Source organism: Rhizobium ruizarguesonis (assembly GCF_012349115.1).
In the GTDB taxonomy this organism is placed as follows: Bacteria; Pseudomonadota; Alphaproteobacteria; order Rhizobiales; family Rhizobiaceae; genus Rhizobium; species Rhizobium ruizarguesonis.
This window is the reverse complement of the sequence record NZ_PQIG01000085.1, coordinates 51336-72944: the sequence shown is the minus strand read 5'-3', so window position 1 is coordinate 72944 and position 21609 is coordinate 51336. Positions and strand designations below refer to the sequence as shown.

General features: G+C 61.3%; 21 protein-coding genes. 12 read left to right on the top strand and 9 right to left on the bottom strand.

The annotated features are described in order from the left end of the window. Nucleotides 1-18: 18 nt before the first annotated feature. Entirely contained in the window at nt 19-468 is a 450-nt protein-coding gene (locus C3Y91_RS20305; protein WP_018070548.1) for a DNA polymerase III subunit chi, read from the bottom strand. Then, on the bottom strand, nt 468-1958 hold the full coding sequence (locus C3Y91_RS20300) for a leucyl aminopeptidase (protein WP_024321200.1): 1491 nt from the start codon (nt 1956-1958) through the stop codon (nt 468-470). The genes C3Y91_RS20305 and C3Y91_RS20300 overlap by 1 nt, the downstream gene beginning before the upstream one ends. Before the next feature lie 144 nt (nt 1959-2102). Between C3Y91_RS20300 and C3Y91_RS20295 the strand changes: the two genes are divergently transcribed. From C3Y91_RS20295 to rsmA, 7 genes are all read left to right on the top strand, one after another. Further along, nucleotides 2103-2876, top strand: coding sequence for a phosphatase PAP2 family protein (locus tag C3Y91_RS20295; protein WP_024321201.1), 774 nt, complete (start codon nt 2103-2105; stop codon nt 2874-2876). A 100-nt stretch (nt 2877-2976) separates the two neighbouring features. After that, nucleotides 2977-4158: an LPS export ABC transporter permease LptF gene (lptF, locus tag C3Y91_RS20290; RefSeq protein ID WP_024321202.1), complete on the top strand. Its 1182-nt coding sequence runs from the start codon at nt 2977-2979 to the stop codon at nt 4156-4158. Further along, complete coding sequence (gene lptG / locus C3Y91_RS20285; protein WP_018070552.1) at nt 4155-5243, top strand: LPS export ABC transporter permease LptG; 1089 nt, start codon at nt 4155-4157, stop codon at nt 5241-5243. The genes lptF and lptG overlap by 4 nt, the downstream gene beginning before the upstream one ends. Continuing rightward, on the top strand, nt 5243-7570 hold the full coding sequence (locus tag C3Y91_RS20280; protein ID WP_018070553.1) for an LPS-assembly protein LptD: 2328 nt from the start codon (nt 5243-5245) through the stop codon (nt 7568-7570). Before lptG ends, C3Y91_RS20280 begins: the two co-directional genes overlap by 1 nt. Before the next feature lie 184 nt (nt 7571-7754). Beyond that, nucleotides 7755-8699, top strand: a complete 945-nt coding sequence (locus C3Y91_RS20275; RefSeq protein ID WP_024321203.1) for a SurA N-terminal domain-containing protein — start codon at nt 7755-7757, stop codon at nt 8697-8699. A 6-nt stretch (nt 8700-8705) separates the two neighbouring features. After that, nucleotides 8706-9734 carry a 4-hydroxythreonine-4-phosphate dehydrogenase PdxA gene (pdxA, locus tag C3Y91_RS20270; RefSeq protein WP_024321204.1) on the top strand — a complete coding sequence of 343 codons (1029 nt, stop codon included), beginning with the start codon at nt 8706-8708 and terminating at the stop codon, nt 9732-9734. Then, nucleotides 9734-10561 carry a 16S rRNA (adenine(1518)-N(6)/adenine(1519)-N(6))-dimethyltransferase RsmA gene (gene rsmA / locus C3Y91_RS20265; protein ID WP_018070556.1) on the top strand — a complete coding sequence of 276 codons (828 nt, stop codon included), beginning with the start codon at nt 9734-9736 and terminating at the stop codon, nt 10559-10561. The genes pdxA and rsmA overlap by 1 nt, the downstream gene beginning before the upstream one ends. Nucleotides 10562-10608: 47 nt before the next feature. On the opposite strand, the gene gmk is transcribed toward rsmA, so the two are convergent. The 7 genes from gmk to fabD all read right to left on the bottom strand — a co-directional run bounded on the left by gmk (nt 10609) and on the right by fabD (nt 17191). Then, complete coding sequence (gmk, locus tag C3Y91_RS20260) at nt 10609-11271, bottom strand: guanylate kinase (protein ID WP_017963719.1); 663 nt, start codon at nt 11269-11271, stop codon at nt 10609-10611. Nucleotides 11272-11274: 3 nt separating this feature from the next. Continuing rightward, entirely contained in the window at nt 11275-12162 is an 888-nt protein-coding gene (locus C3Y91_RS20255; RefSeq protein WP_018070557.1) for a YicC/YloC family endoribonuclease, read from the bottom strand. Nucleotides 12163-12180: 18 nt separating this feature from the next. Continuing rightward, the gene (gene mltG, locus C3Y91_RS20250) at nt 12181-13398 is read right to left on the bottom strand and encodes an endolytic transglycosylase MltG (protein WP_020397445.1); all 1218 of its coding nucleotides are present in this window, start codon (nt 13396-13398) and stop codon (nt 12181-12183) included. A 181-nt stretch (nt 13399-13579) separates the two neighbouring features. Beyond that, on the bottom strand, nt 13580-14842 hold the full coding sequence (fabF, locus tag C3Y91_RS20245) for a beta-ketoacyl-ACP synthase II (RefSeq protein ID WP_130664379.1): 1263 nt from the start codon (nt 14840-14842) through the stop codon (nt 13580-13582). Nucleotides 14843-14934: 92 nt separating this feature from the next. Continuing rightward, nucleotides 14935-15171, bottom strand: a complete 237-nt coding sequence (locus C3Y91_RS20240; protein WP_003547058.1) for an acyl carrier protein — start codon at nt 15169-15171, stop codon at nt 14935-14937. A 286-nt stretch (nt 15172-15457) separates the two neighbouring features. Further along, nucleotides 15458-16195: a 3-oxoacyl-[acyl-carrier-protein] reductase gene (gene fabG / locus C3Y91_RS20235; protein WP_018070560.1), complete on the bottom strand. Its 738-nt coding sequence runs from the start codon at nt 16193-16195 to the stop codon at nt 15458-15460. A 51-nt stretch (nt 16196-16246) separates the two neighbouring features. Then, a complete protein-coding gene (fabD, locus tag C3Y91_RS20230; RefSeq protein WP_075224232.1) occupies nt 16247-17191 on the bottom strand; it encodes an ACP S-malonyltransferase in 945 nt (314 codons plus the stop codon). 214 nt (nt 17192-17405) lie between these two features. Here fabD and C3Y91_RS20225 point away from each other — a divergent pair, with 214 nt between their 5' ends. The 5 genes from C3Y91_RS20225 to rplI all read left to right on the top strand — a co-directional run bounded on the left by C3Y91_RS20225 (nt 17406) and on the right by rplI (nt 21300). Next, entirely contained in the window at nt 17406-18449 is a 1044-nt protein-coding gene (locus C3Y91_RS20225) for an aldo/keto reductase (protein ID WP_130664377.1), read from the top strand. Nucleotides 18450-18825: 376 nt separating this feature from the next. After that, nucleotides 18826-19293 (top strand): 30S ribosomal protein S6, encoded by a 468-nt coding sequence (gene rpsF / locus C3Y91_RS20220; RefSeq protein WP_003547040.1) that lies wholly within the window; start codon nt 18826-18828, stop codon nt 19291-19293. Nucleotides 19294-19307: 14 nt separating this feature from the next. Then, nucleotides 19308-19556, top strand: coding sequence for a 30S ribosomal protein S18 (gene rpsR / locus C3Y91_RS20215; protein WP_003547038.1), 249 nt, complete (start codon nt 19308-19310; stop codon nt 19554-19556). 156 nt (nt 19557-19712) lie between these two features. Next, on the top strand, nt 19713-20699 hold the full coding sequence (locus C3Y91_RS20210) for a DUF2232 domain-containing protein (RefSeq protein ID WP_018070563.1): 987 nt from the start codon (nt 19713-19715) through the stop codon (nt 20697-20699). 22 nt (nt 20700-20721) lie between these two features. Next, nucleotides 20722-21300, top strand: coding sequence for a 50S ribosomal protein L9 (gene rplI, locus C3Y91_RS20205; protein WP_018070564.1), 579 nt, complete (start codon nt 20722-20724; stop codon nt 21298-21300). Nucleotides 21301-21609: the final 309 nt, after the last annotated feature.

The following is a 21609-nucleotide window of genomic DNA, read 5'->3' as shown; positions in this document are numbered from 1 at the left end:
AGTGTCGTAGCAAAACGGTCAGGCCTTCTTCTCCCACCGCCCCTCTGACGTCTGCTGCCAATAGGTGAGGTTATGCCCCTCGCCTTTCAGCTTCTTCCACTGCGCACGGGCGGCTTCCAGCTGCTCCTGATCGTGACCATCGAACATGAAGACGATGCGCTCATAGGCATCGGCCGGCGGCGGCTCGGCGCCGTCGACGATGAAACGCACGGTCGCTGCATTGGCATTGTCTGGCGTCACCGTCAAAAGCACCGGCTGGCTTTCGGAGAAGTCCGCCTCGTCGGTGCCGTGCGGCAGGAAGCTCTCCTCGCGGAAAGTCCAAAGATGCTGATCGAGAGCATCGCGTCGCGCCGGCTCACACGTCTGGACGACAACGCGCCAGCCGCGCTCGACGCTTTTGTCGATGAGCGGCGGAAGCGCGTCCTCCAGCCTGGTTTCGGTCAGATGATAGAAGAGAACGTCCGTCATCAGGATTCATAATGGGCGCGAACGAGCTCGTCGAGCAGGCGCACGCCAAAACCGGAACCCCAGGACTGGTTGATCTCGTCCTGCGGCGAGCCCATCGCCGTGCCGGCAATGTCGAGATGCGCCCAAGGCGTCTCCTGCACGAAGCGCTTGAGGAAATGCGCGGCCGTGATCGAGCCGGCCTGTCGGCCGCCGGTGTTCTTCATATCGGCAAATTTGCTGTCGATCAGCTTATCGTAGTCCCTGCCGAGCGGCATGCGCCAGAGCTTCTCATTGCTCGAAAGGCCGGCTGCCGTCAGTTGGGCGGAAAGCTGGTCGTCATTGGAGAACAGGCCGGCATGCACATTGCCGAGCGCGACGACGATTGCCCCGGTCAGCGTGGCGAGATTGATCATGAACTGCGGCTTGAAGCGGTCGTTGCAGTACCATAGGGCATCACAGAGCACGAGGCGGCCCTCGGCATCGGTGTTGATCACCTCGATTGTCTGGCCCGACATTGACGTGACGATGTCGCCGGGACGCTGGGCGTTACCGTCGGGCATGTTCTCGACCAGGCCGATGATGCCGACGGCGTTGACGGCGGCCTTGCGGGAGGCGAGTACATGCATGAGGCCGGTGACGGCTGCGGCACCGCCCATATCGCCCTTCATGTCCTCCATGCCGGCGGCCGGCTTGATCGAAATGCCGCCGGTATCGAAGACGACACCCTTGCCGATGAAGGCGACGGGACGATCCTTGCCCTTGCCGCCCTTCCACTGCATGACCGCCAGGCGCGGCGGGCGCACGGAGCCCTGGGCGACGCCGAGAAGGGCGCCCATGCCGAGGCGGCGCATCTCCCGCTCCGTCAGGATTTCCACTTCGACGCCGAGCTTTTCCAGCTCCTTTGCCTTGGCGGCGAACTCGACGGGGCCGAGCACGTTCGGCGGTTCGTTGACGAGGTCACGGGCAAGATTGACGCCGCCGGCAATGGCTTCGGAATCGGAAAACGCCTTCTTGGCACCGCCCGGATCGGCGGTGACGATCGTCACCTTGACGGATTTCGCCGGCTTCTCCTCCTCGTCGCCCTTCTTCGTCTTGTAGGTATCGAAACTATAGGCGCGCAGCAGCATGCCGAGCGCGAAATCGGCCGCTGCCCGCGCGCTCGTCTCAAACCCGGGCACGTCGATGAAGACAGCAGCCTTGTCGGTATTCTTGATTCTCGATGCCGCAGCACCACCGGCCTTCAGCCAGTCATGGGCAGTGAGTTCGGCGGCCTTGCCCAGCCCGATGACCACGATGCGCTCGACGGGCGCGCCTTCGGGGGCAACAATATCGAGCGCGCCCATGGATTTCGCGGAGAATCGGGCGATCCTGGCAGCCTTGGCGATCACGCCTGCCGGGTCGACCGCTTCGGCGCCGGCAGCGCTGTCGGCCTCCGCAGTCTTCAACAGGATCGCCAGGCCGCCATTGAGCTTTGCCGACTTCGAGAATGAAATTTCCATCTTTACTGACATGTCTTCTCCGCTGGGATTCTTTGAAATCCGTCCCTCGCGGATAATTTCGCGTTTGGCGGGTCTGTCAATGGCTTGCGACAATTGTTATGGTCGCCCGCGGCCATCATGGCCCTCATGTTTTCGTCAGTTTCGTAGATATTCGCGTTGACAGTTTTTTCGAGAAATCGATGGCGGGACCTGGCAATCCGCCTGCCGAAAACGACTTTCGGTGCATTCATGCTGCTGTTTTGGACGTGGTGGGCGCTGCTTGTGGTCTTCCGCGCCTTCCCCGGAATAGACATCTATTTTTCCCAGCTTTTTTTCGTGGGTGCAGATTGCGACGCGACGGCCGCCACCGGGAGCATCTGCGGCAGCTTTCCCTATCGCGACGTCGCGACCTTCGACCTGCTGCGCACGGTCTTCTTCCGCCTGCCCTATGTGGTGGCGATCGTGATGCTGTGGAAACTCGTCGAATGCTACCAGCAGCACGGCGCGACTTTCAACGCCGAGCGGGCGCAAAAGCTCAAAGTCGCGCTCGGAACGCTGCTGATCGGGCCGGTGCTGCTGGTCAATGTCGTCCTGAAGGAACATTGGGGCCGGCCGCGGCCGATACAGACGGACATTTTCGGCGGTGCGCTGCATTTCGTCGAGGCCGGTTCGCTTGCCGGAAAATGCGTTTCAAACTGTTCGTTCATCTCGGGCGAGGCAGCAAGCGCCGGCTGGCTCATCTGCCTTCTGCTCTTCGTTCCGAAACCCCTACGTTATGCGCTGGCGGCGCCTGTGGCGGCGATCTCGATCCTCACCCCGGCGATGCGGCTATCCTTCGGCGCGCACTACCTTTCCGACGTCGTTCTTGGATGGCTTTCGTCGCTCGTCGTCTTCGCCGCGTTGCTGGCGTTAACTGAGTCGCAACAGCATCAAAAAAATTCTGAAATTTGAATGAATTTTTGACACCAGCTTGTCGCAAAAGCGCGACAAAGAGCGTAGAGGGATTCTCCTGCAAAGCCGTTTGGGCGTGCAGGTGCTTTCAAGGGCAGGCATGAAACTACTCGAGACATACATATTGCGGCGCGTCGGCCAGATGTTTCTCGTGGCGCTCCTGCCCGTTCTGGCGATCATTTGGACGACACAGGTTCTGCAGCGCATCAATCTGGTCACCGACAGCGGCCAGTCGATCGGCACGTTCGCCAAGCTGGCGACGATGATCCTGCCGTCGATCATTCCCGTCGTGCTGCCCTTCGCCCTCGTTATCGCGATCACCCAGACGCTGACGACGATGAACAACGATTCCGAGCTCACCGTCATCGACGCGGCCGGGGCGCGGCGCAGCGTGCTGATCCGACCGATCCTGCTGCTTGCCGCCGTCATCAGCGTCTTTTCCTTCTTCGTCGACAACGTCGTCGAGCCGCGCGCAAAGACCGTCGTGCGCCAGATGATCGCCGAGACCTATGCTGACCTCCTCTCTTCGGTGATCGAAGAAAAGACCTTCCGCAAGCTTGATGAAGGCCTTTATGTGCAGATCTCGAAGCGGATGGCCGGCCGCATGCTGAAGGGCCTTTTCGTCGCCGACGAGCGCGACCCGGCCTACGAACTGATCTATTATGCGAAGGAAGGCGCCGTCGACGATACGGGCACGACGCTGATCATGCATCAGGGCGAAGTGCACCGCAAAACGCCCGATGGCAACGTCTCGGTCATCAATTTCGATTCCTATTCCTTCGACCTCTCGGACATGACGGAGAATCGCGGTCAGGCGACGCTGCGTGCCAGCGACCGCGACCTGTGGTTTCTGTTCAATCCAGATCCGGCCGACAAGGACTATACGATCCGGCCGCAGAGCTACCGCGCCGAACTGCACCGCCGGCTGACGGACTGGATCCTGCCCGTCGTCTTTGCACTGTTTTCACTGGCGATCGCCGGCGATGCGCGCTCACACCGCGAAGCGCGGCTGCATCCGATGGTGAGCGCGCTTGCCTATGCCTTCGCGATGCGATGGGCGGCCTTCTACGCGGCCAATCAGATCGACACCGACCCTGAATATATCGTCGTCCTCTACGCCATTCCGATCGTCAGCAGCATCGTCTCGATCGTCTTCCTCGGCCTGCACAAACGACTGGTCATGCCTTCGTTCATTCGGGACCGGATTTCGTCCTTCTGGAGAGGGATGCAGGAAAGGCTGCTTGCCGCGACCGGCAGGACCGGCGGGGGCGCTGCCCAATGATGTTCGGGACATTGTCGCGTTATTTCTTTCGCCGCTACCTGGTGACGACGGGCTGGTTCCTGATCGGCGTCTCGGCGATTTCCTTCCTCCTCGATTTCAGCGAGACGGCGGGCCGCATGTCCGGACTTCCCGGCTACACGATCGGCGGCGGCGTCCTGATGACCGCGGTGCGCCTGCCGCTCATCCTGCAGCAGACAGTGCCGTTCATCGCTCTCTTCGTCGGCATGACGGTGCTGATTGGGCTCAACCGCAAATATGAACTCGTCGTCACGCGCGCAGCCGGCATTTCGGTCTGGCAGTTCATGTTCCCCTTCATCGCCGGCTCGCTGGCGCTCGGCCTGTTGACGATGGCGGCGTTGAACCCGCTTGCCGCCTGGGGACAGCGCCAGGCGCTGCTGGTCGAATCCGACTGGCGCGGCGAGAACGCGGTTTTGCGCAAGGCGCCGCAGATTCCGTGGCTGCGCCAGATCAGCGGCCGGGACGATGTCATCATCGGCGCGCAGACGGTCCAGGAGAACGGAACCAAGCTGATCGACGCCGTGCTGATCCATTTCGATTCAAGCGGTCAGGTCATTCTGAGACAGGACGCCGCCACGGCAAAATTGGAAGATGGTTACTGGCAACTTAACAACGTTGTCGAGCGCAAGCCTGGCGAAATCCCCGTGCGCAAAGCTTCGGTTCAACTTCGCACCAATCTGAAACAGGACTTCGTCCAGGAGCGGCTGACAGCGCCGGAAACAATTGGTTTCTTTGACCTTTCCAACCGGATTGCGGCGGCCAAATCCTTCGGCATCTCGACCAAGGCGCTGGAGACGCAATTCAACTCCCTGTTGTCCCAGCCATTGCTGCTGGTGGCCATGACTTTCATTGCTGCAACAGTGTCCCTAAAATTTAGCCGGTTCAACCAATCCCGCTCCGTGATTCTGGGTGGCATCCTTTCGGGCTTCATGCTTTATGTCATCACCGTGCTTGTAAAGGCATTCGGAAGCAGTGGAGTCGTGCCCCCCTTCGTGGCGACGTGGATACCGGTGGTCGTCGCGCTGGCCTTGGGTGCGACTATTCTGCTTCATCAGGAGGACGGCTAGTGGCGGCAGGCGACCGCAAGTATTTTAGTAAACAGTTGGTTGCCCTGCTTGTCGGCGCGGCTTTATGTTCCTATTTCGGCAGCGCCCCGGCCTCTTTCGGCCAGGCCAGCGCGCCCGAACAAAATATAGAGAAGAAGATTCCCGAAGGGGCCAAGCTTCTGCTTTCGGCCAATGAACTGGTCTATAACCGTGACGCCGATCTGGTGTCGGCGGTCGGCGGCGTGCAGATCAATTATGCCGGCTACAAAATGGTCGCGCAGAAGGTCGAGTACAATCAGAAGACCGGCCGGATGATGGCGATCGGCAATATCGAGCTGGTCAGTCCCGACGGCAACCGCATCTATGCCGACAACCTTGACGTGACGGACAATTTCGCCGACGGGTTCATGAACTCGCTGCGGATCGAAACCGCCGACAATACGCGTATTGCCGCCGAAACCGGCGAGCGCGTCGGCGGCACCAAGATGATTCTCAACAAGGGCGTCTACACGGCCTGCCTTCCCTGCGCCGAAGATCCGAAGCGCGCGCCCTTCTGGCAGGTCAAGGCCCAGCGGGTGATCCAGAACGGCGAGACGCATACGATCCGTCTGGAGAGAGCGCGCTTCGAGTTGCTCGGCCATCCGATCGCCTTCCTGCCGTTCATCGAAGTTCCCGACAATACAGTGAAACGCAAGTCGGGCTTTCTCTTCCCGACGATGAGCCTGTCGCAGAATCTCGGCTTCGGTCTTTCCGTTCCTTATTACTATGTGATCTCGCCAAGCATGGACGCGACGGTCACCGCCACGGGCTACACCGCCCAGGGCTTCCTCATCGAAGGCGAATTTCGCCAACGCTTCGAAAATGGCACGCATATTCTGCGCGTCGCCGGCATCGACCAGGCAAAGCCGGGCAACTTCAGCTCCGGCACCAGCGATGCCGAAGCCGGCCAGCGTGGCATGGTGACATCGAAGGCCGAATTCCGCATCAATCCACGCTGGACGTTCGGCTGGGACGTCATGATGCAGAGCGACAACAATTTCTCGAAAACGTACAAACTCCGCGGCCTGACCGGTACGGATCGGACCAACCAGATCTACCTGACGGGACTTGGGAAACGCAATTATTTCGACATGCGGGCGTTCTATTTCGACGTCCAGGATGCCGACCGGACGAACACCGCCGAAAAACAGCAGGCGATCGTCTATCCGTCGCTCGACTATCACTACGTGGCGCCGCAACCGCTTGCAGGCGGCGAGCTTTCGGCTGATGTCAACCTGACGAATATTTCGCGCACCCATGACGACTTCTATACCGTCGACGGCTTCGACCGCTTCCGCGGCCTGAAGGGACAAACCTCGCGGCTGACTGCCGAGCTGCAGTGGAAGCGCACTTATGTCACGCCGACCGGCTTGGTGATCACGCCACTGCTGGCCGCGCGCGGCGATGCCTTCGCGCTGAACATGGACGACCCCACAGGTTACGCCGGCAACTACGACGACGGCAATTCAGCCACCCGCTCGATGTTCACCGCCGGGCTGGAGATGCGTTATCCGATCCTGATGACGACGGACAATAGCACCCATATCCTCGAGCCGATCGCACAGATCTATGCCCGCCCCGACGAGCAGTTGGCAGGCCGCCTGCCGAACGAGGATGCGCAGAGCTTCGTCTTCGACGCCACCTCGCTGTTCGACCGCGACAAATTTTCGGGCTACGACCGCGTCGAAGGCGGGACCCGCGCCAATGTCGGCATCCAGTACACCGGTACATTCGACAGCGGTTACAAGCTGCACGGCATCTTCGGCCAGTCTTACCAGATCGCCGGCCAGAACTCGTTTGCGACCGATGATCTCGTCAATGTCGGCGCGGATTCGGGCCTTGAAACCGACCGCTCCGATTATGTCGGCCTTGGCGGCGTCGAGACGCCGTACGGCGTTTCCGTCGCAGCCTCCTACCGGCTCGACGAAAAAGATTTCGAATTCCGCCGCGGCGATCTGACGACGGCCTACCAGAACGACACCTTCGCGACGCAGCTGACCTACACCCATCTCAGCGCCCAGCCGGCATATGGCTTTGCCGAGGACAATGACGAGATCCAGACCAACAGCAGCGTCAAGTTCAAGGATTACTGGTCGATCTTCGGCGGCATTGCCTGGGATCTGAACAATGATGTGATCAGCCGGCGGACGATCGGCCTCTCTTATGACGACGAATGCACGATCTTCACGATCGCCTATACGGACAGCAGAGATTCCGACGATGAGTCCGGAAGCGACTGGACGATCGGCGCACGGCTGACCTTCCGCACGCTCGGCGACATCAAGATCGGTTCCGACACCCTCGAATGACCGGCGATCGGCGCAAACATGGCCTGAAGCCATTCTTTCGCCGTAAGCCTGTGCAGGACATTGCCGCCAGTCGGTATCTGAGGCATAGGGGTTTCGCGCCATGATGGAAGCGATTTCTGCGTGTCTCGCACTGTGGTAAGAACGCCGCGAACAACGGCTCGCGACGCTATCGGGAGGTCAACAGATGATTGACGCGAAAAAAGCCATAACCAAGTTCCTCGCCGGGGCAGCGCTTGCGTTGCTGACAGGCCTTGCCGGACCAGCGCTCGCGGTAAGTGAAGTCAAGGCCGTGGTCAACGGCACCGCCATCACCAGCGGCGATGTCGCCAAGCGCCAAGCCTTCCTGCGCCTGCAGCATACGAAGGCCGATGCCAAGACCGCCGAGGAGCAATTGATCGACGAAGCGCTCAAGCAGCAGGAAGTCTCCCGCGTGCATATGTCGGTGTCGCAGCAGGACGTCGATGCGTCTTTTGCGCGCTTTTCGAGCGGCAACAAGCTTTCCCCCGAGCAGATGTCGCAGATCCTCGATCGCGCCGGCGTCGGCGTCGACCATTTCAAGGGTTTCATCGCCGTGCAGATGAGCTGGCCGCGTGTCGTCAACGCCCGCTACGGCTCGACCTCGCGGCTGTCGAACTATGATCTCGTCTCGCGCATGATGCAGAACAACAAGCAGAAGCCGGTGACGACGGAGTATATGCTGCAGCAGATCATCTTCGTCATTCCGCAAGCCAAGCGCGGGGCCATCACCGGCAAGCGCAAGGGCGAGGCCGAGGCGTCGCGCTCCAAATTCCCGGGCTGCGATCAGGCAAAGGTGTTTGCTGCGACGATGCGCGACGTTTCCGTGCGCGATCTCGGCCGCATGCTCGCCCCCGAGATCCCGCCGGATTGGAAGCCGCTGGTCGAGCAGGCCAAGGGCAACACGACAGGGACCCGCGTCACCGACAAGGGTGTCGAATATCTGGCAATCTGCAGCCAGCGGCAGGTCTCCGACGACCAGGCAGCCGAAATGGTCTTCCGCCAGGAAGATCTCGACAAGTCCAAGGGCGGCAAGGACGCCAGCCCGGAAAACGAAAACAGCAAGAAATACCTGGATGAACTGCGCAAAAAGGCGCAGATCGCCTATCGCTGACCGACAATGGCGATACCGTTTTCTCGACCGCTTGCGCTGAGCCAGGGCGACCCCGCCGGCATCGGGCCGGACATTACTCTGATGGCCTGGCTCCGGCGGCGTGAACTCGGGCTGCCGCCTTTCTTCCTGATCGGCGATCCTGATGTCTTGGCGCTGAGAGCCCGCCAGCTCAATCTGGCGGTGTCGATCCGCGAGACCGATAATGCCAGCGAGGCCGCCGGCATGTTTGCCGACGCGCTGCCCGTCATGACCATACCGGCCGGCATCGAGGTCGTGGCTGGCGAGCCGCATGCGGCAACGGCGAAAGGCACGATCGCTGCGATCGAAAAAGCCGTGTCGCTTGTCATCAACGGCGAGGCGCTCGCGGTCGTTACCAACCCGATCGCCAAGGCCGTACTCTACGAGGCGGGTTTCCGGTTTCCCGGCCATACAGAATTTCTCGCCGATCTCGCCGCCAGGGCGACCGGCCGGCCGGTGACACCGGTGATGATGCTGTCCGGACCGAAACTGAGGGCTATTCCCGTCACCATCCACATTCCGCTCCGGGATGTGCCGCAGGCGCTGACGTGCGAACTGATCATGGAAACCTGCCGGATCGCTCATGAAGACCTGAGGCAGCGCTTCGGCATCGAGGCGCCGCGGCTTGCCGTTGCCGGCCTCAACCCGCATGCGGGCGAAGGCGGGGCGATCGGCAAGGAGGACGAGGAGGTCATCCGCCCGGCGATCGAGCGCCTGCGCGACGAGGGCGTCGATGCGATCGGTCCCCTGCCCGCCGACACGATGTTCCATGACGAGGCGCGGGCGCGATACGACGTCGCCGTCTGCATGTATCATGATCAGGCGCTGATCCCAGCCAAGGCGCTTGGTTTCGACGACAGCGTCAACGTGACGCTTGGGCTTCCCTTCGTGCGCACCTCGCCGGATCACGGCACCGCTTTCGGCATCGCCGGCAAGGGACTGGCGCGCGAGCAGAGCCTCGTTGCGGCGCTGAAGCTCGCCGCCCTGCTCGGCCGCAGTGCGGAAAGCCGCCGCTGATGGCAGCACTCGATGGCCTGCCGCCGCTTCGTGACGTCATCCAGCGTCACGGCCTCGATGCGCGCAAGGCGCTCGGGCAGAACTTCCTGCTCGACCTCAACCTGACGCAGAAGATCGCCCGCACAGCAGGGGCACTTGATGAGGCGACCGTTTTCGAGGTCGGCCCCGGCCCCGGCGGACTGACGCGCGCGATCCTGGCGCTCGGCGCCAGGAAGGTTATCGCCATCGAGCGGGATGCACGCTGCCTGCCGGCGCTCGCTGAGATTGCCGATCATTATCCCGGCAGGCTCGAGGTGATCGAAGGCGATGCGCTGAAAACGGATTTCGAGACATTGGCGCCGGAAGGCCCGATCAAGATCATTGCCAACCTGCCCTACAATGTCGGCACACAGCTCTTGGTCAACTGGTTGCTGCCGAAAGCCTGGCCGCCGTTCTGGCAGTCGCTGACGCTGATGTTCCAGAAGGAGGTCGGCGAGCGCATCGTCGCCAACGAAGACGACGACCATTACGGCCGTCTCGGCGTGCTCTGCGGTTGGCGGACGGAAGCACGCATGGCTTTCGACGTGCCGCCACAAGCCTTCACACCGCCGCCGAAAGTGACGTCGACGGTCGTGCATCTGGTCCCCCGCGAAAACCCCATCCCCTGCGCTGTCGCCAATCTGGAAAAAGTGACGCAAGCCGCTTTCGGCCAGCGTCGCAAGATGCTGCGCCAAAGCCTGAAACCGCTCGGCGGCGAGAGCCTGCTCGTCAAGGCCGGGATTGATCCGGCGCGACGGGCTGAGACCCTTTCCGTCGAGGAATTCTGCCTGTTGGCGAACAGCCTTTAAATCCAGGATGACGTCATCCGAAACCGCGCACGTTCCGGCATCGCGTTTTAAAGCGACGGCGTCTCTTCCAAGAGCTCGCGGACAAAGTCGAACATGCCATGGCGGCGGTCGCGGCGCAGGCGTTCGGCCTTGACGATCGACTGGACGGCGTCGAAGGCAGCGTTGAGGTCGTCATTAATGATGACGTAATCGTATTCGCGCCAGTGGGCGATCTCGGCGCGGCTGTTGGCGAGGCGCGTCTGGATGACCTCTTCGGAATCCTCGGCACGACGGTGCAGCCGCGACTGCAGCTCGGTCATGGTCGGCGGCAGCACGAAGATCGAGACAACGTCGGCCGACATCTTCTCCTGCAATTGCTGGGCGCCCTGCCAGTCGATATCGAAGAGCATGTCGCGGCCTTCAGCCATGGCCTGCTCGACCGGCTCACGCGGCGTGCCGTAGAAATTGCCGTGCACCTCAGCCCATTCGAGCAGCGCGTCGCTATCGCGCAGCCGCTCGAACTCGCGCACACTCTTGAAGTGGTAATGCACAGCCTCGACCTCGCTTGGGCGGCGCTGGCGCGTGGTGACGCTGACGGAAAGGCCGATCTGCCTGTCGGTCTCCAGAAGCGTGCGCGCGATGGTGGACTTGCCGGCGCCCGACGGCGACGAGATGACAAGCATCAGACCGCGGCGGGCGATCTGCACGGGCGAGGATTTCGCCGGTTTCATGTCTTACTCCAAATTCTGGACCTGCTCGCGGAACTGGTCGATCACGACTTTCAACTCGATGCCGGCAGCGGTGACTGCCGAAGCATTCGACTTCGAGCAGATGGTATTCGATTCGCGGTTAAATTCCTGTGCAAGGAAGTCCAGGCGGCGACCGGCAGGGCCACCTTTCACCAAAAGATCGCGCGCTGCGGCGATATGAGCCTTAAGACGATCGATTTCCTCACGCAAATCCGCCTTGGTCGCCAACAGTGCGGCTTCGGCATGCAGTCTGTCGCGGTCGAGTGCGGCCATGCCGTCCATCAACAAGGCGACTTGCGCGACCAGCCGCGCGGCGATCTCCTGTGGCGAGCGCGACGGATCGACGTCGATCGTCCGTGTCAGGCCTTCGATCGTCGTGACATGGTCGTGAAGAATGCGGGCCAGCGCCGAACCTTCCTGTTCGCGCATTGCTCTCAGATCGGCAAGCGCGGCCAGCAGGCCGGCAGCGATATCGGCGTCACGGGCAGCAAGCGCCTCCTCGCCATCCTCGCTTTCGCGGAATTCGACGATGCCGCGCACCAGAAGCAGCGTATCGAGCTTCAGCGGCGCCGGATCGATGACACCGTCCAACTGCTCGCGCATGGCCAGCACGGCGGCAAGCGCCTCCTTGTTCAACACCGCCTCGAAACGGTTCTCGTCCGCGGTGACGGATAGCGATGCCTGCAGGTTGCCGCGGCTGAAGCTTTCGCCGGCGAGACGGCGGACCTCTGCCTCCATGCGTTCGAGGCCGGGCGGCAGGCGTAGGCGCAGGTCGAGGCCCTTGCCGTTGACCGAGCGCAATTCCCATGCCCAGCGCCAGCGGCCGCTCGTTCCCTCGCGCCGCGCAAAACCGGTCATGGACTGCAAAGCCATGCGAGCCTCCCGAAAGTATCAGTTGATCTTCTTTTTCTTCGGCGGCACGACGGTCGCGCCACTATCCGCCGGCTGCTCTTCCGGCTGGCCGTCGACTGCGATGTTCGGGTCCGAACCCTTGTCGGCCTCGAGCTTGCGCCAGCGCTTGACGTTGGCATTGTGCTCCTCGAGCGTGGCGGCGAAAACATGGCCACCAGTGCCGTCAGCGACGAAATAGAGGTCCTGCGTCTTCCAGGGATTGGCGACGGCTTCCAGCGCATCCTTGCCGGGATTGGCGATCGGCGTCGGCGGCAGACCCTTGATGACATAGGTGTTGTAAGGTGTATCCCGCTTCAGGTCCGACTGGTAGATCGGCCGGTCGGCCGGTTTGCCTTCGCCGCCGAAGAGGCCGTAAATAATCGTCGGATCAGACTGCAGGCGCATGCCCTTGCCGAGCCGGTTCAGAAAAACGGAGGCGACATGCGCACGCTCGTCGGGAACGCCAGTTTCCTTTTCGACGATCGAGGCGAGTGCCACGAATTCCTCCTTGGATCGGAGCGGCAGCGAGGAGTCGCGCTTGTCCCAGATCTGATCGACGAGCTTCTGCTGCGCAGCCGCCATCTGGTCGATGATTTCCGAGCGCTTGGTGCCGCGCGAGAATTTGTAGGTATCCGGACGAAGGCTGCCCTCGGCCGGCAGTGCGGCCGGCAAGTCGCCTTCCAGCACAGTATCCTGCAGCATGCGGTCGAACATCTGGCGGACCGTCAAGCCCTCGGGGAAGGAAACGGAATAGAGAATGGACTTGCCCGATTTCAGAAGCTCCATGATATCGCTCATGGAAGCCCTCGCCTTGATCTCGTATTCACCCGCCTTGAGGCTCTCACCCGCAGACAGATGCGTTGCCGTGAGATAGCGGAAGATGCGGGCATCGCTGATGATCGCGTTGCGCTCGAGGTTCGAGGCGATTTCGGTCAGACCAGCGCCGTTGCGGACGATGAAATTGGTGTTGGTCTGCAGCGGACCGGGATTCCGGTAGGTCGATGTGGCGTAATAGAAGCCGATGACGGCGACGACGCAGACCAGAACCGCCATCGTCATGATGAAGTTCAGGAAAAGAACGACCTGGCCGCGGGCTTTCTTGGACCGCTTCGGCGGCTCCGGAACGCGCTCAGGACGCAGGGCTTCGCTCGGCGACTTCGGGATGATCGGTCCCTTCTGCGCCTGGGTATCGTTGCTCTGGTTCGTCGTATCGCTCACCGGCAATCCTCTAAAACTTGACCCTCACTTCGCTATTTCGCGAAGCAATGCGGCAAAAGCAGGTTCTGCCGCCGTTCAACGACGCCGTTGCCGGTCGTTGTGCTTTCGCACGCCCTGCTACGCAGCATAGAGGACCGGCCGGTCGGCGTAAGGGGCACCCGTTACACCGCTTACAGGACTCTTATTGCGCGTAACGGCGCAGTACGAGCGACGCGTTCGTGCCACCGAATCCGAACGAGTTGGACAGCGCCACATTGATTTCCCGCTCACGCGCCTTGTGCGGAACAAGATCGATCGCCGTCTCACGTTCGGGATTGTCGAGATTGAGCGTCGGCGGCGCGATATTGTCGCGGATGGCGAGCGTGGTGAAGATCGCCTCGATGGCGCCTGCAGCACCGAGAAGGTGTCCTGTCGCTGACTTGGTCGAGGACATGGAGATCTTCGACGCCGCATTGCCGACCAGCCGTTCGACGGCGCCAAGTTCGATCGTGTCGGCCATGGTCGAGGTACCGTGAGCATTGATGTAATCAATATCGGACGGTGTCAGCCCGGCGCGCTTCAGCGCCATCGCCATACAGCGGCCGGCACCCTCGCCGTCTTCGGAGGGTGCGGTGATGTGATAGGCATCGCCCGACAGGCCGTAGCCGACGATTTCAGCATAGATCCTGGCGCCGCGCGCCTTGGCATGTTCCAGTTCTTCGAGCACGACGATGCCGGCGCCCTCGCCCATGACGAAGCCGTCGCGGTCGCGGTCATAGGGACGCGACGCTTTCTTCGGGTCGTCATTGTGCTGGGTCGACAGCGCCTTGCAGGCGGCAAAGCCTGCAAGCGAAATGCGGCTGACCGGGGATTCCGTGCCGCCGGCGACCATGACGTCGGCGTCGCCGAGCGCGATCAGCCGTGCGGCATCGCCGATCGCATGCGCACCCGTCGAGCAGGCGGTGACGACCGAATGATTGGGTCCGCGCAGCTTGTGGCGGATCGAGACCTGGCCGGAGACAAGATTGATCAGGCGGCCGGGAATGAAGAAAGGGGAGATGCGGCGCGGGCCTTTGTCGCGCAAGGTGTAACCCGCCTCGACAATGCCTTCGATGCCGCCGATGCCGGAGCCAATCAGCACACCGGTGGCGATCTGGTCCTCATCGGTTTCGGGATGCCAGCCGGCATCGGCGAGCGCCATGTCGGCGGCGGCCATGCCGTAGATGATGAAGGGATCGACCTTGCGTTGCTCCTTCGGCTCCATCCACTGATCGACATTGAAGGTGCCGTCGGTGCCGTTACCGACAGGGATACGACAGGCGATCTTGGCGGGAAGGTCATCAACCTCGAATTCGGTGACGAGGCGGGCGCCGTTCTGGCCGGCAAGCAGCCGCGACCACGTCACCTCTGTTCCGCATCCCAAGGGTGATACCATGCCGGTACCGGTGATGACGACACGTCTCATCGCGTGCTTTCCCCGTCTCTTATGTTCTATGGAGAAATATGCCGAAAAGAAAAGGGCGGACTCCAGGCCCGCCCTTTCTCAAATTCACAGGATCAGGCCTGGGCCTTCTCAATAAACTTCACGGCATCGCCGACCGTCAGGATCGAGTCGGCAGCGTCGTCAGGAATTTCAACGCCGAATTCTTCTTCGAAAGCCATGACAAGTTCGACCGTGTCGAGCGAGTCAGCGCCTAGATCGTCGATAAAGCTGGCGCTCTCGACGACCTTGTCGGCATCGACGCCAAGATGATCAATAACAATTTTCTTTACGCGTTCTGCGATATCGCTCATGTCGGTTTCCTCGACCTTATGTCCTGATCGGAATGCCGTTGCGGCACCCCTACCCTGTTTCAGCCTGCGATGTTTTCAGACATCCTCGGCAAACTCGTTTACCCGGCTTCAGAGATGTTCCAGGCTTGCAAAAAGCCCGCCGGTTCGTCTGCTTTCTCGGGACGACTGTTCACAGTCATGGCCCGCTTAACATGCTTTATGTCTGCCGCAAAGCCAGAAAATCAACGCTTCGTGATTGCTCAACATGCTATTGGCGGAAATATTCCCATGCCAACGGTTTGTCGTTTCAGATCATCGCCATGCCGCCGTTTACGTGCAGCGTCTGGCCGGTCATATAGGCAGCCTCGGAGGACGCGAGGTAAGCAACCGCCGAAGCGACCTCGCCGCCCGTGCCCATGCGCTTCATCGGGATCGCTCCCATGATCGCTTCCTTCTGCTTGTCGTTCAGCTTGCCGGTCATGGCGCTCTCGATGAAGCCCGGTGCGACGCAGTTGACCGTCACGTTGCGGGTGGCAATTTCCTGCGCCAGGGACTTGGTGAAGCCGATCATACCGGCCTTGGAGGCGCAGTAATTGGCCTGGCCCGGATTGCCGGTGACGCCGACGATGGAGGTGATGTTGATGATGCGGCCATAGCGGCGGCGCATCATCGGATGCGTCAATTCGCGCGTCAGGCGGAAGGTCGATGTCAGATTCACTTCGAGGACGCTGTCCCAGTCCTCGTCGCTCATGCGCACGAACAGGCCGTCGCGGGTGATGCCGGCATTGTTGACGAGGATGTCGACGCCTTCAAGGTCGGCCTCGGCCTTCTGGCCGAGCGCCTTGACCTCATCGCGGTCGGACAGGTTGGCCGGGAAGATCTTGACGCGCTCGCCGAGTTCGGCCGCTAGCGCTTCCAGCTTCTCGACACGGGTGCCGTGCAGGCCGACGATGGCGCCCTGCTTATGAAGAAGGCGGGCGATTTCCTCGCCAATACCGCCCGATGCGCCTGTGACGAGAGCCTTGCGGCCGGAGAGATCGAGCATGGAAACGTTCCTTATATCAGGGACACCAAATCCGGTGTCCGGGGATACCAATCAGGCCATGAGGGCGGCGACGGCCGCGTCGATATCCGCCGGACCGTTGACGGAGATGCCGTTGATCGTCTTGTCGATGCGGCGGGCAAGGCCGGTCAGCACCTTGCCGGAACCGAGTTCATAAAGCGTCGTGACGCCATTTCCAGCGAACCACTCCACCGTCTCGCGCCAGCGGACCTGACCGGTCACCTGCTCGACCAGGAGGCTGGCGATCTCGTCGGCGGCTGTCACGGGGGCGGCACGGACATTTGCAATGAGGGGCACGATGGGATCGGATTTTGAAACCATTGCCAGTGCTTCGCGCATGGCGTCGGCGGCCGGCGCCATCAGTGTCGAATGGAACGGAGCGGAGACCGGCAGCAGAATGGCGCGCTTGGCGCCCTTGTCGGTCGCGAGGCCGGCGGCCTTTTCGACGGCTGCCTTCTCGCCCGAGATGACGATCTGGCCGCCGCCATTGTCGTTAGCGATCTGGCAGGCGCCGACAGCGGTGGCTGCCTCGCAGACGGCAACGACGTCGGCATGTTCGAGGCCGATGATCGCGGCCATGGCGCCGACGCCGACAGGAACAGCCGCCTGCATGGCATTGCCGCGAATGCGCAGCAGCCGCGCGGTATCGGCGAGCGAAAAGGTACCGGCGGCGCAAAGTGCCGAATATTCGCCGAGCGAGTGGCCGGCGACGTAAGCGACCTTCGACTTCAGATCCAACCCTTTGGCTTCCAGAACGCGAACAACGGCGATCGAGACGGCCATCAGCGCCGGCTGGGCGTTCGCCGTCAAGGTCAACGTATCCTCGGGACCGTTGAACATGACGTCCGAAAGCTTTTCACCGAGCGCCTCATCGACCTCTTCGAAGACGGCTCGGGCTTCGGCAAAATTCTCGGCGAGATCCTTGCCCATGCCGACGGCCTGACTGCCCTGGCCGGGAAAAGTGAAAGCAATGGTCATTCTCGTGTCCCTGGCTCATGCCCCTGATTGCGCCCCTTAAGGCTGTTTTGCCTCCAATTGACATTCTTTCCGGCAGAGTCAAGTGGCGGCCCGTTGTCCGCAAAGCCTTTCGCACCGGCGCAAAAGCCCGGTTTTTGCTCTTGCGCTCCGCCAAATCCAGCCTAGATTTGCGCGGACCCTCCCAAGGCTTCCACCTCTCTCCCAAGGTTTTTCCATGAAGTACAATTCACTAGGCCGCACCGAGATTTCCGTTTCAGAGATCTGCCTTGGCACCATGACCTGGGGTTCGCAAAACAGCGAAGCCGATGCGCATGCGCAGATGGACTACGCCGTCGAAAAGGGCGTCAATTTCTTCGATACGGCCGAGCTTTATCCAACCACCCCGGTTTCGGCCGCGACACAGGGCCGGACCGAAGACTATATCGGCAGCTGGTTCAAGAAGACCCGCAAGCGTGGGGATATCGTGCTCGCCACCAAGGTCGCGGGCCGCGGCCGCGACTATATACGCGGCGGCGAAGGTGCCGATGCGAAGAATATCCGCCTGGCGCTCGAGGCCAGCCTGGCGCGGCTGAAGACTGATTACGTCGACCTCTACCAGATCCACTGGCCGAACCGAGGCCATTTCCATTTCCGCCAGAACTGGAGCTACAATCCCTTCAATCAGGACCGCGACGAGACCGTCGCCAATATGCTCGACATCCTGGAAACGCTCGGCGCGCTGGTGAAAGAGGGCAAGATCCGCGCGATCGGCCTTTCTAACGAAACGACCTGGGGCATACAGAAATACCTGACGCTCTCCGAACAGAAGAGCCTGCCGCGCGTTGCCAGCGTCCAGAACGAATATAATCTGCTCTACCGTCATTTCGACCTCGATCTCGCCGAGCTCTCGCATCACGAGGATGTCGGGCTGCTCGCCTATTCGCCGCTCGCCGGCGGCATCCTCTCCGGTAAATATGTCGATGGCATCAGGCCAAAGGGTTCGCGCGGTTCGATCAACCCCGATATCGGCGGCCGCCTTCAGCCGCTGCAGGAGCCGGCGACCAAAGCCTATCTGGAGATCGCCGCAACCTACGGTCTCGACCCGGCGGCGATGGCGCTCGCCTTCTGCCGATCAAGGCCTTTCATGGCCTCGGTCATCATCGGCGCAACCTCAATGGAGCAGCTGAAAATCGATATCGGCGCGGCCGACCTGACGCTTTCGGACGAGGTGCTCGCGGAGATTGCCAAGGTGCACCGGCAGTATCCGCTGACGCTTTGATCATATTCCTGGGCGCCCTGCCCAACGCTAGAACAGGATGGGAGCATGATGTCGTCCGAAAACCGCTCACACTTTTCGGCATCATGCTCCGCCCACCGGTTTGCGTCGGGTTCGATTGCCCGATTGCGCTTGCCTTTCCGCGAAAAATCCGTATAAGCCGCCCTGTTCGTTAACCCGGTCTTCTGGCTGGTGGCTGAACGGAGGGCCGGTTTCCTTTTGGAAATCGTTCGGAACGGAAGCGTTCCAGCCTCCCGTGTCTCCGCTCTCGACCGTCTCGGAAACGCTTTCTTGCCTGGGTCCGCCCAATCAGGAGCAGTCGTTGAGGCTTAGCCGCCGAATATCGGGTTGAACCAAACGCAAGAAAGGCAAAGCTGTCATGGCTCTTTATGAACATGTATTCCTTGCCCGGCAGGATATTTCCGCTCAGCAGGTCGACGCCCTCGTAGAACAGTACAAGGGTGTGATCGAAGCGAATGGCGGTAAGGTCGGGCGTATCGAGAACTGGGGCCTCAAGTCCCTCACCTACCGCATCAAGAAGAACCGCAAGGCGCACTACGCCCTGATGGACATCGATGCACCGGCTGCTGCCGTCCAGGAAATGGAACGTCAGATGCGCATCAGCGAAGACGTTCTTCGCTACATGACGATCGCCGTCGAGAAGCATGAAGAAGGTCCGTCTGCCATGATGCAGAAGCGCGACCGTGACGACCGTCCGCGTGAAGGCGGCCGTGGCCCGCGTGAAGGTGGCTTCGGTGATCGTGACCGTGGCCCGCGTCCGCCGCGTGAAGGTGGCTTCGGCGACCGTGACGACCGTCCGCGCCGTCCGCGCGAAGACCGTGTATAAGGGAGATCTGAGATATGTCTGAAACTTCCTCCGCTCCGGTCCGCCGCCCGTTCCATCGCCGCCGCAAGACCTGCCCATTCTCCGGCGCCAACGCGCCGCGGATCGACTATAAGGACGTACGCCTGCTGCAGCGCTACATTTCCGAGCGCGGCAAGATCGTTCCGTCCCGCATCACGGCCGTTTCCCAGAAGAAGCAGCGCGAACTCGCCCAGGCGATCAAGCGCGCCCGTTTCCTCGGCCTGCTGCCCTACGTCGTCGCCTAATCGGTCGACGCCAACACCTTTGAGGGAAGGCATTCGTGCCTTCCCTTCTCCCTTCCGCGATGGGCGCGGATCGGAACTGTTAAAACCCATGTTGAGACGTTTCTGAATTTGATTCAGCAACATCCTCTAACTGCTTGATGAAGCAGGACAGCGACCTTGAAACGACCGAACATTAAAACGCTGCTGATCGGCGCACTCGCCGGATTGACCGCTGCCCTGCTGGTGCTGGGCGCGAGCATGCAGCCGTCGTTTTTCAGCGCGCTTCTCTACACGGCCTCGGCTCTGCCGATCCTGATCGTCGGGCTCGGCTGGGGCAATGCCGCCGCGGTCTCGGCCGTCGTCACCGCTGCGGCGCTGGGCGCGATCTTGATCTCGCCTTCCTTCGCGCTGATCATGACGCTGGTGACGCTTCTGCCGGCCGGTTGGCTCAGTCATCTCGCCAATCTGGCGCGTCCGGCCTCCGAACTCGGCGGTCCCGACCATCTGCTTGCCTGGTATCCGCTCTCCGATATCCTGCTGCATCTCTGCGGTCTGGTGACGCTTGCCGTCATCGTCATCGGTGTGATCATCGGCTACGGGCCTGAGATCACCGATCCCATCGTCGATCTGCTGATCACCTCGCTCAAACAGCAGCAACCCGAATTCATGCCCGATCCGGCAGCGACGGCGCAGACCAAGTCGCTGATCCTACTGATGCTGCCGGCTTTGCAGGGCGGCATGTGGGTCAGCATGCTGTTTGCCGCCTATTATTTCGCCGTGCGCATCGTTGCCGCGTCCGGCCGCGGCCTTCGTCCGCGCGAGGATATTCCCTCATCGCTGCGGATGAACCGCAACTCGATCTTCATCTTCCTGGCCGGGCTTGCCGCCTGCTTTTTCGGCGGCGTTCCGGCGATGGTCGGTGCGACCGTGATCGGCACCTTCGGCGCCGGCTTCATGCTCTCCGGTTTCGCCTCGCTGCATTTCCGCACGCGCGGCAAGGACTGGCGCATACCGGCTCTCATCCTCTGCTATCTGGCCTCGATGCTCATGCTGCTGCCAGCTCTCCTCATCCTCGTTCTCGGTCTCAGCGATACGCGCAAGGCGATCGCGCTGACCCCGACGAAAGATGCTGATGCCCCCAAACAATCCGATACGAAAATCTGAGACACAAGAAAGGAAAAAGAAAATGGAAGTCATCCTTCTCGAACGCATCTCCAAGCTCGGCCAGATGGGCGAAACCGTAAAGGTTCGCGACGGCTTTGCCCGTAACTACCTGCTGCCGCTCGGCAAGGCGCTGCGCGCCAACGCCGCCAACAAGACCCGCTTCGAAGCCGAGCGCGCGACGCTCGAAGCCCGCAACCTCGAGCGCAAATCGGAAGCCCAGAAGGTCGCCGACGTTCTCGACGGCAAGTCCTTCATCGTCGTGCGTTCCGCCGGCGAAACCGGCCAGCTCTATGGTTCGGTCGCTGCCCGTGACGTCGTCGAGATTCTCGGCGCCGAAGGCTTCAACATCGGCCGCAACCAGGTTCACCTCAACACGCCGATCAAGTCGATCGGCCTGCACAAGGTCGAGCTGCAGTTGCATGCCGAAGTCGAAATCCACGTCGAGCTGAACGTTGCCCGCTCTGCCGAAGAGGCAGAGCGCCAGGCCAAGGGCGAAGAACTCACCTCGGTCGACGCGATCTACGGCGTCGACGAAGACGCGCTGCGTCCGGAAGACTTCTTCGATCCGGAAGCCGACGGCGTCGACGAAGACGAAGCATAATTCTCGTTGGAGCGATCCGCGTGAGGGAAAGCCCGGCCACCGCGCCGGGCTTTTTCGTTTCCATCCCTTCGATTTGAGCCGCCGATCGGTTCGCTTTTTTTAAGGGGATTTTCCGGATGTTTTTGCTGCGTGCCTTATCGCATCGCGCTAAAGTAGCGTTCTCCGAAACGGATGGGCTGAGTCGGCGCCATACCGTGTCGTGCGGGTGACACTGCCAGTATTTCTCCTTTGTGTCGCCCAAGACTGTGGAGAAGTCGAACAACGTGCACAGCATTCAGGATTTAGGCGAAGCGAGCCCCCGCTCCTTTC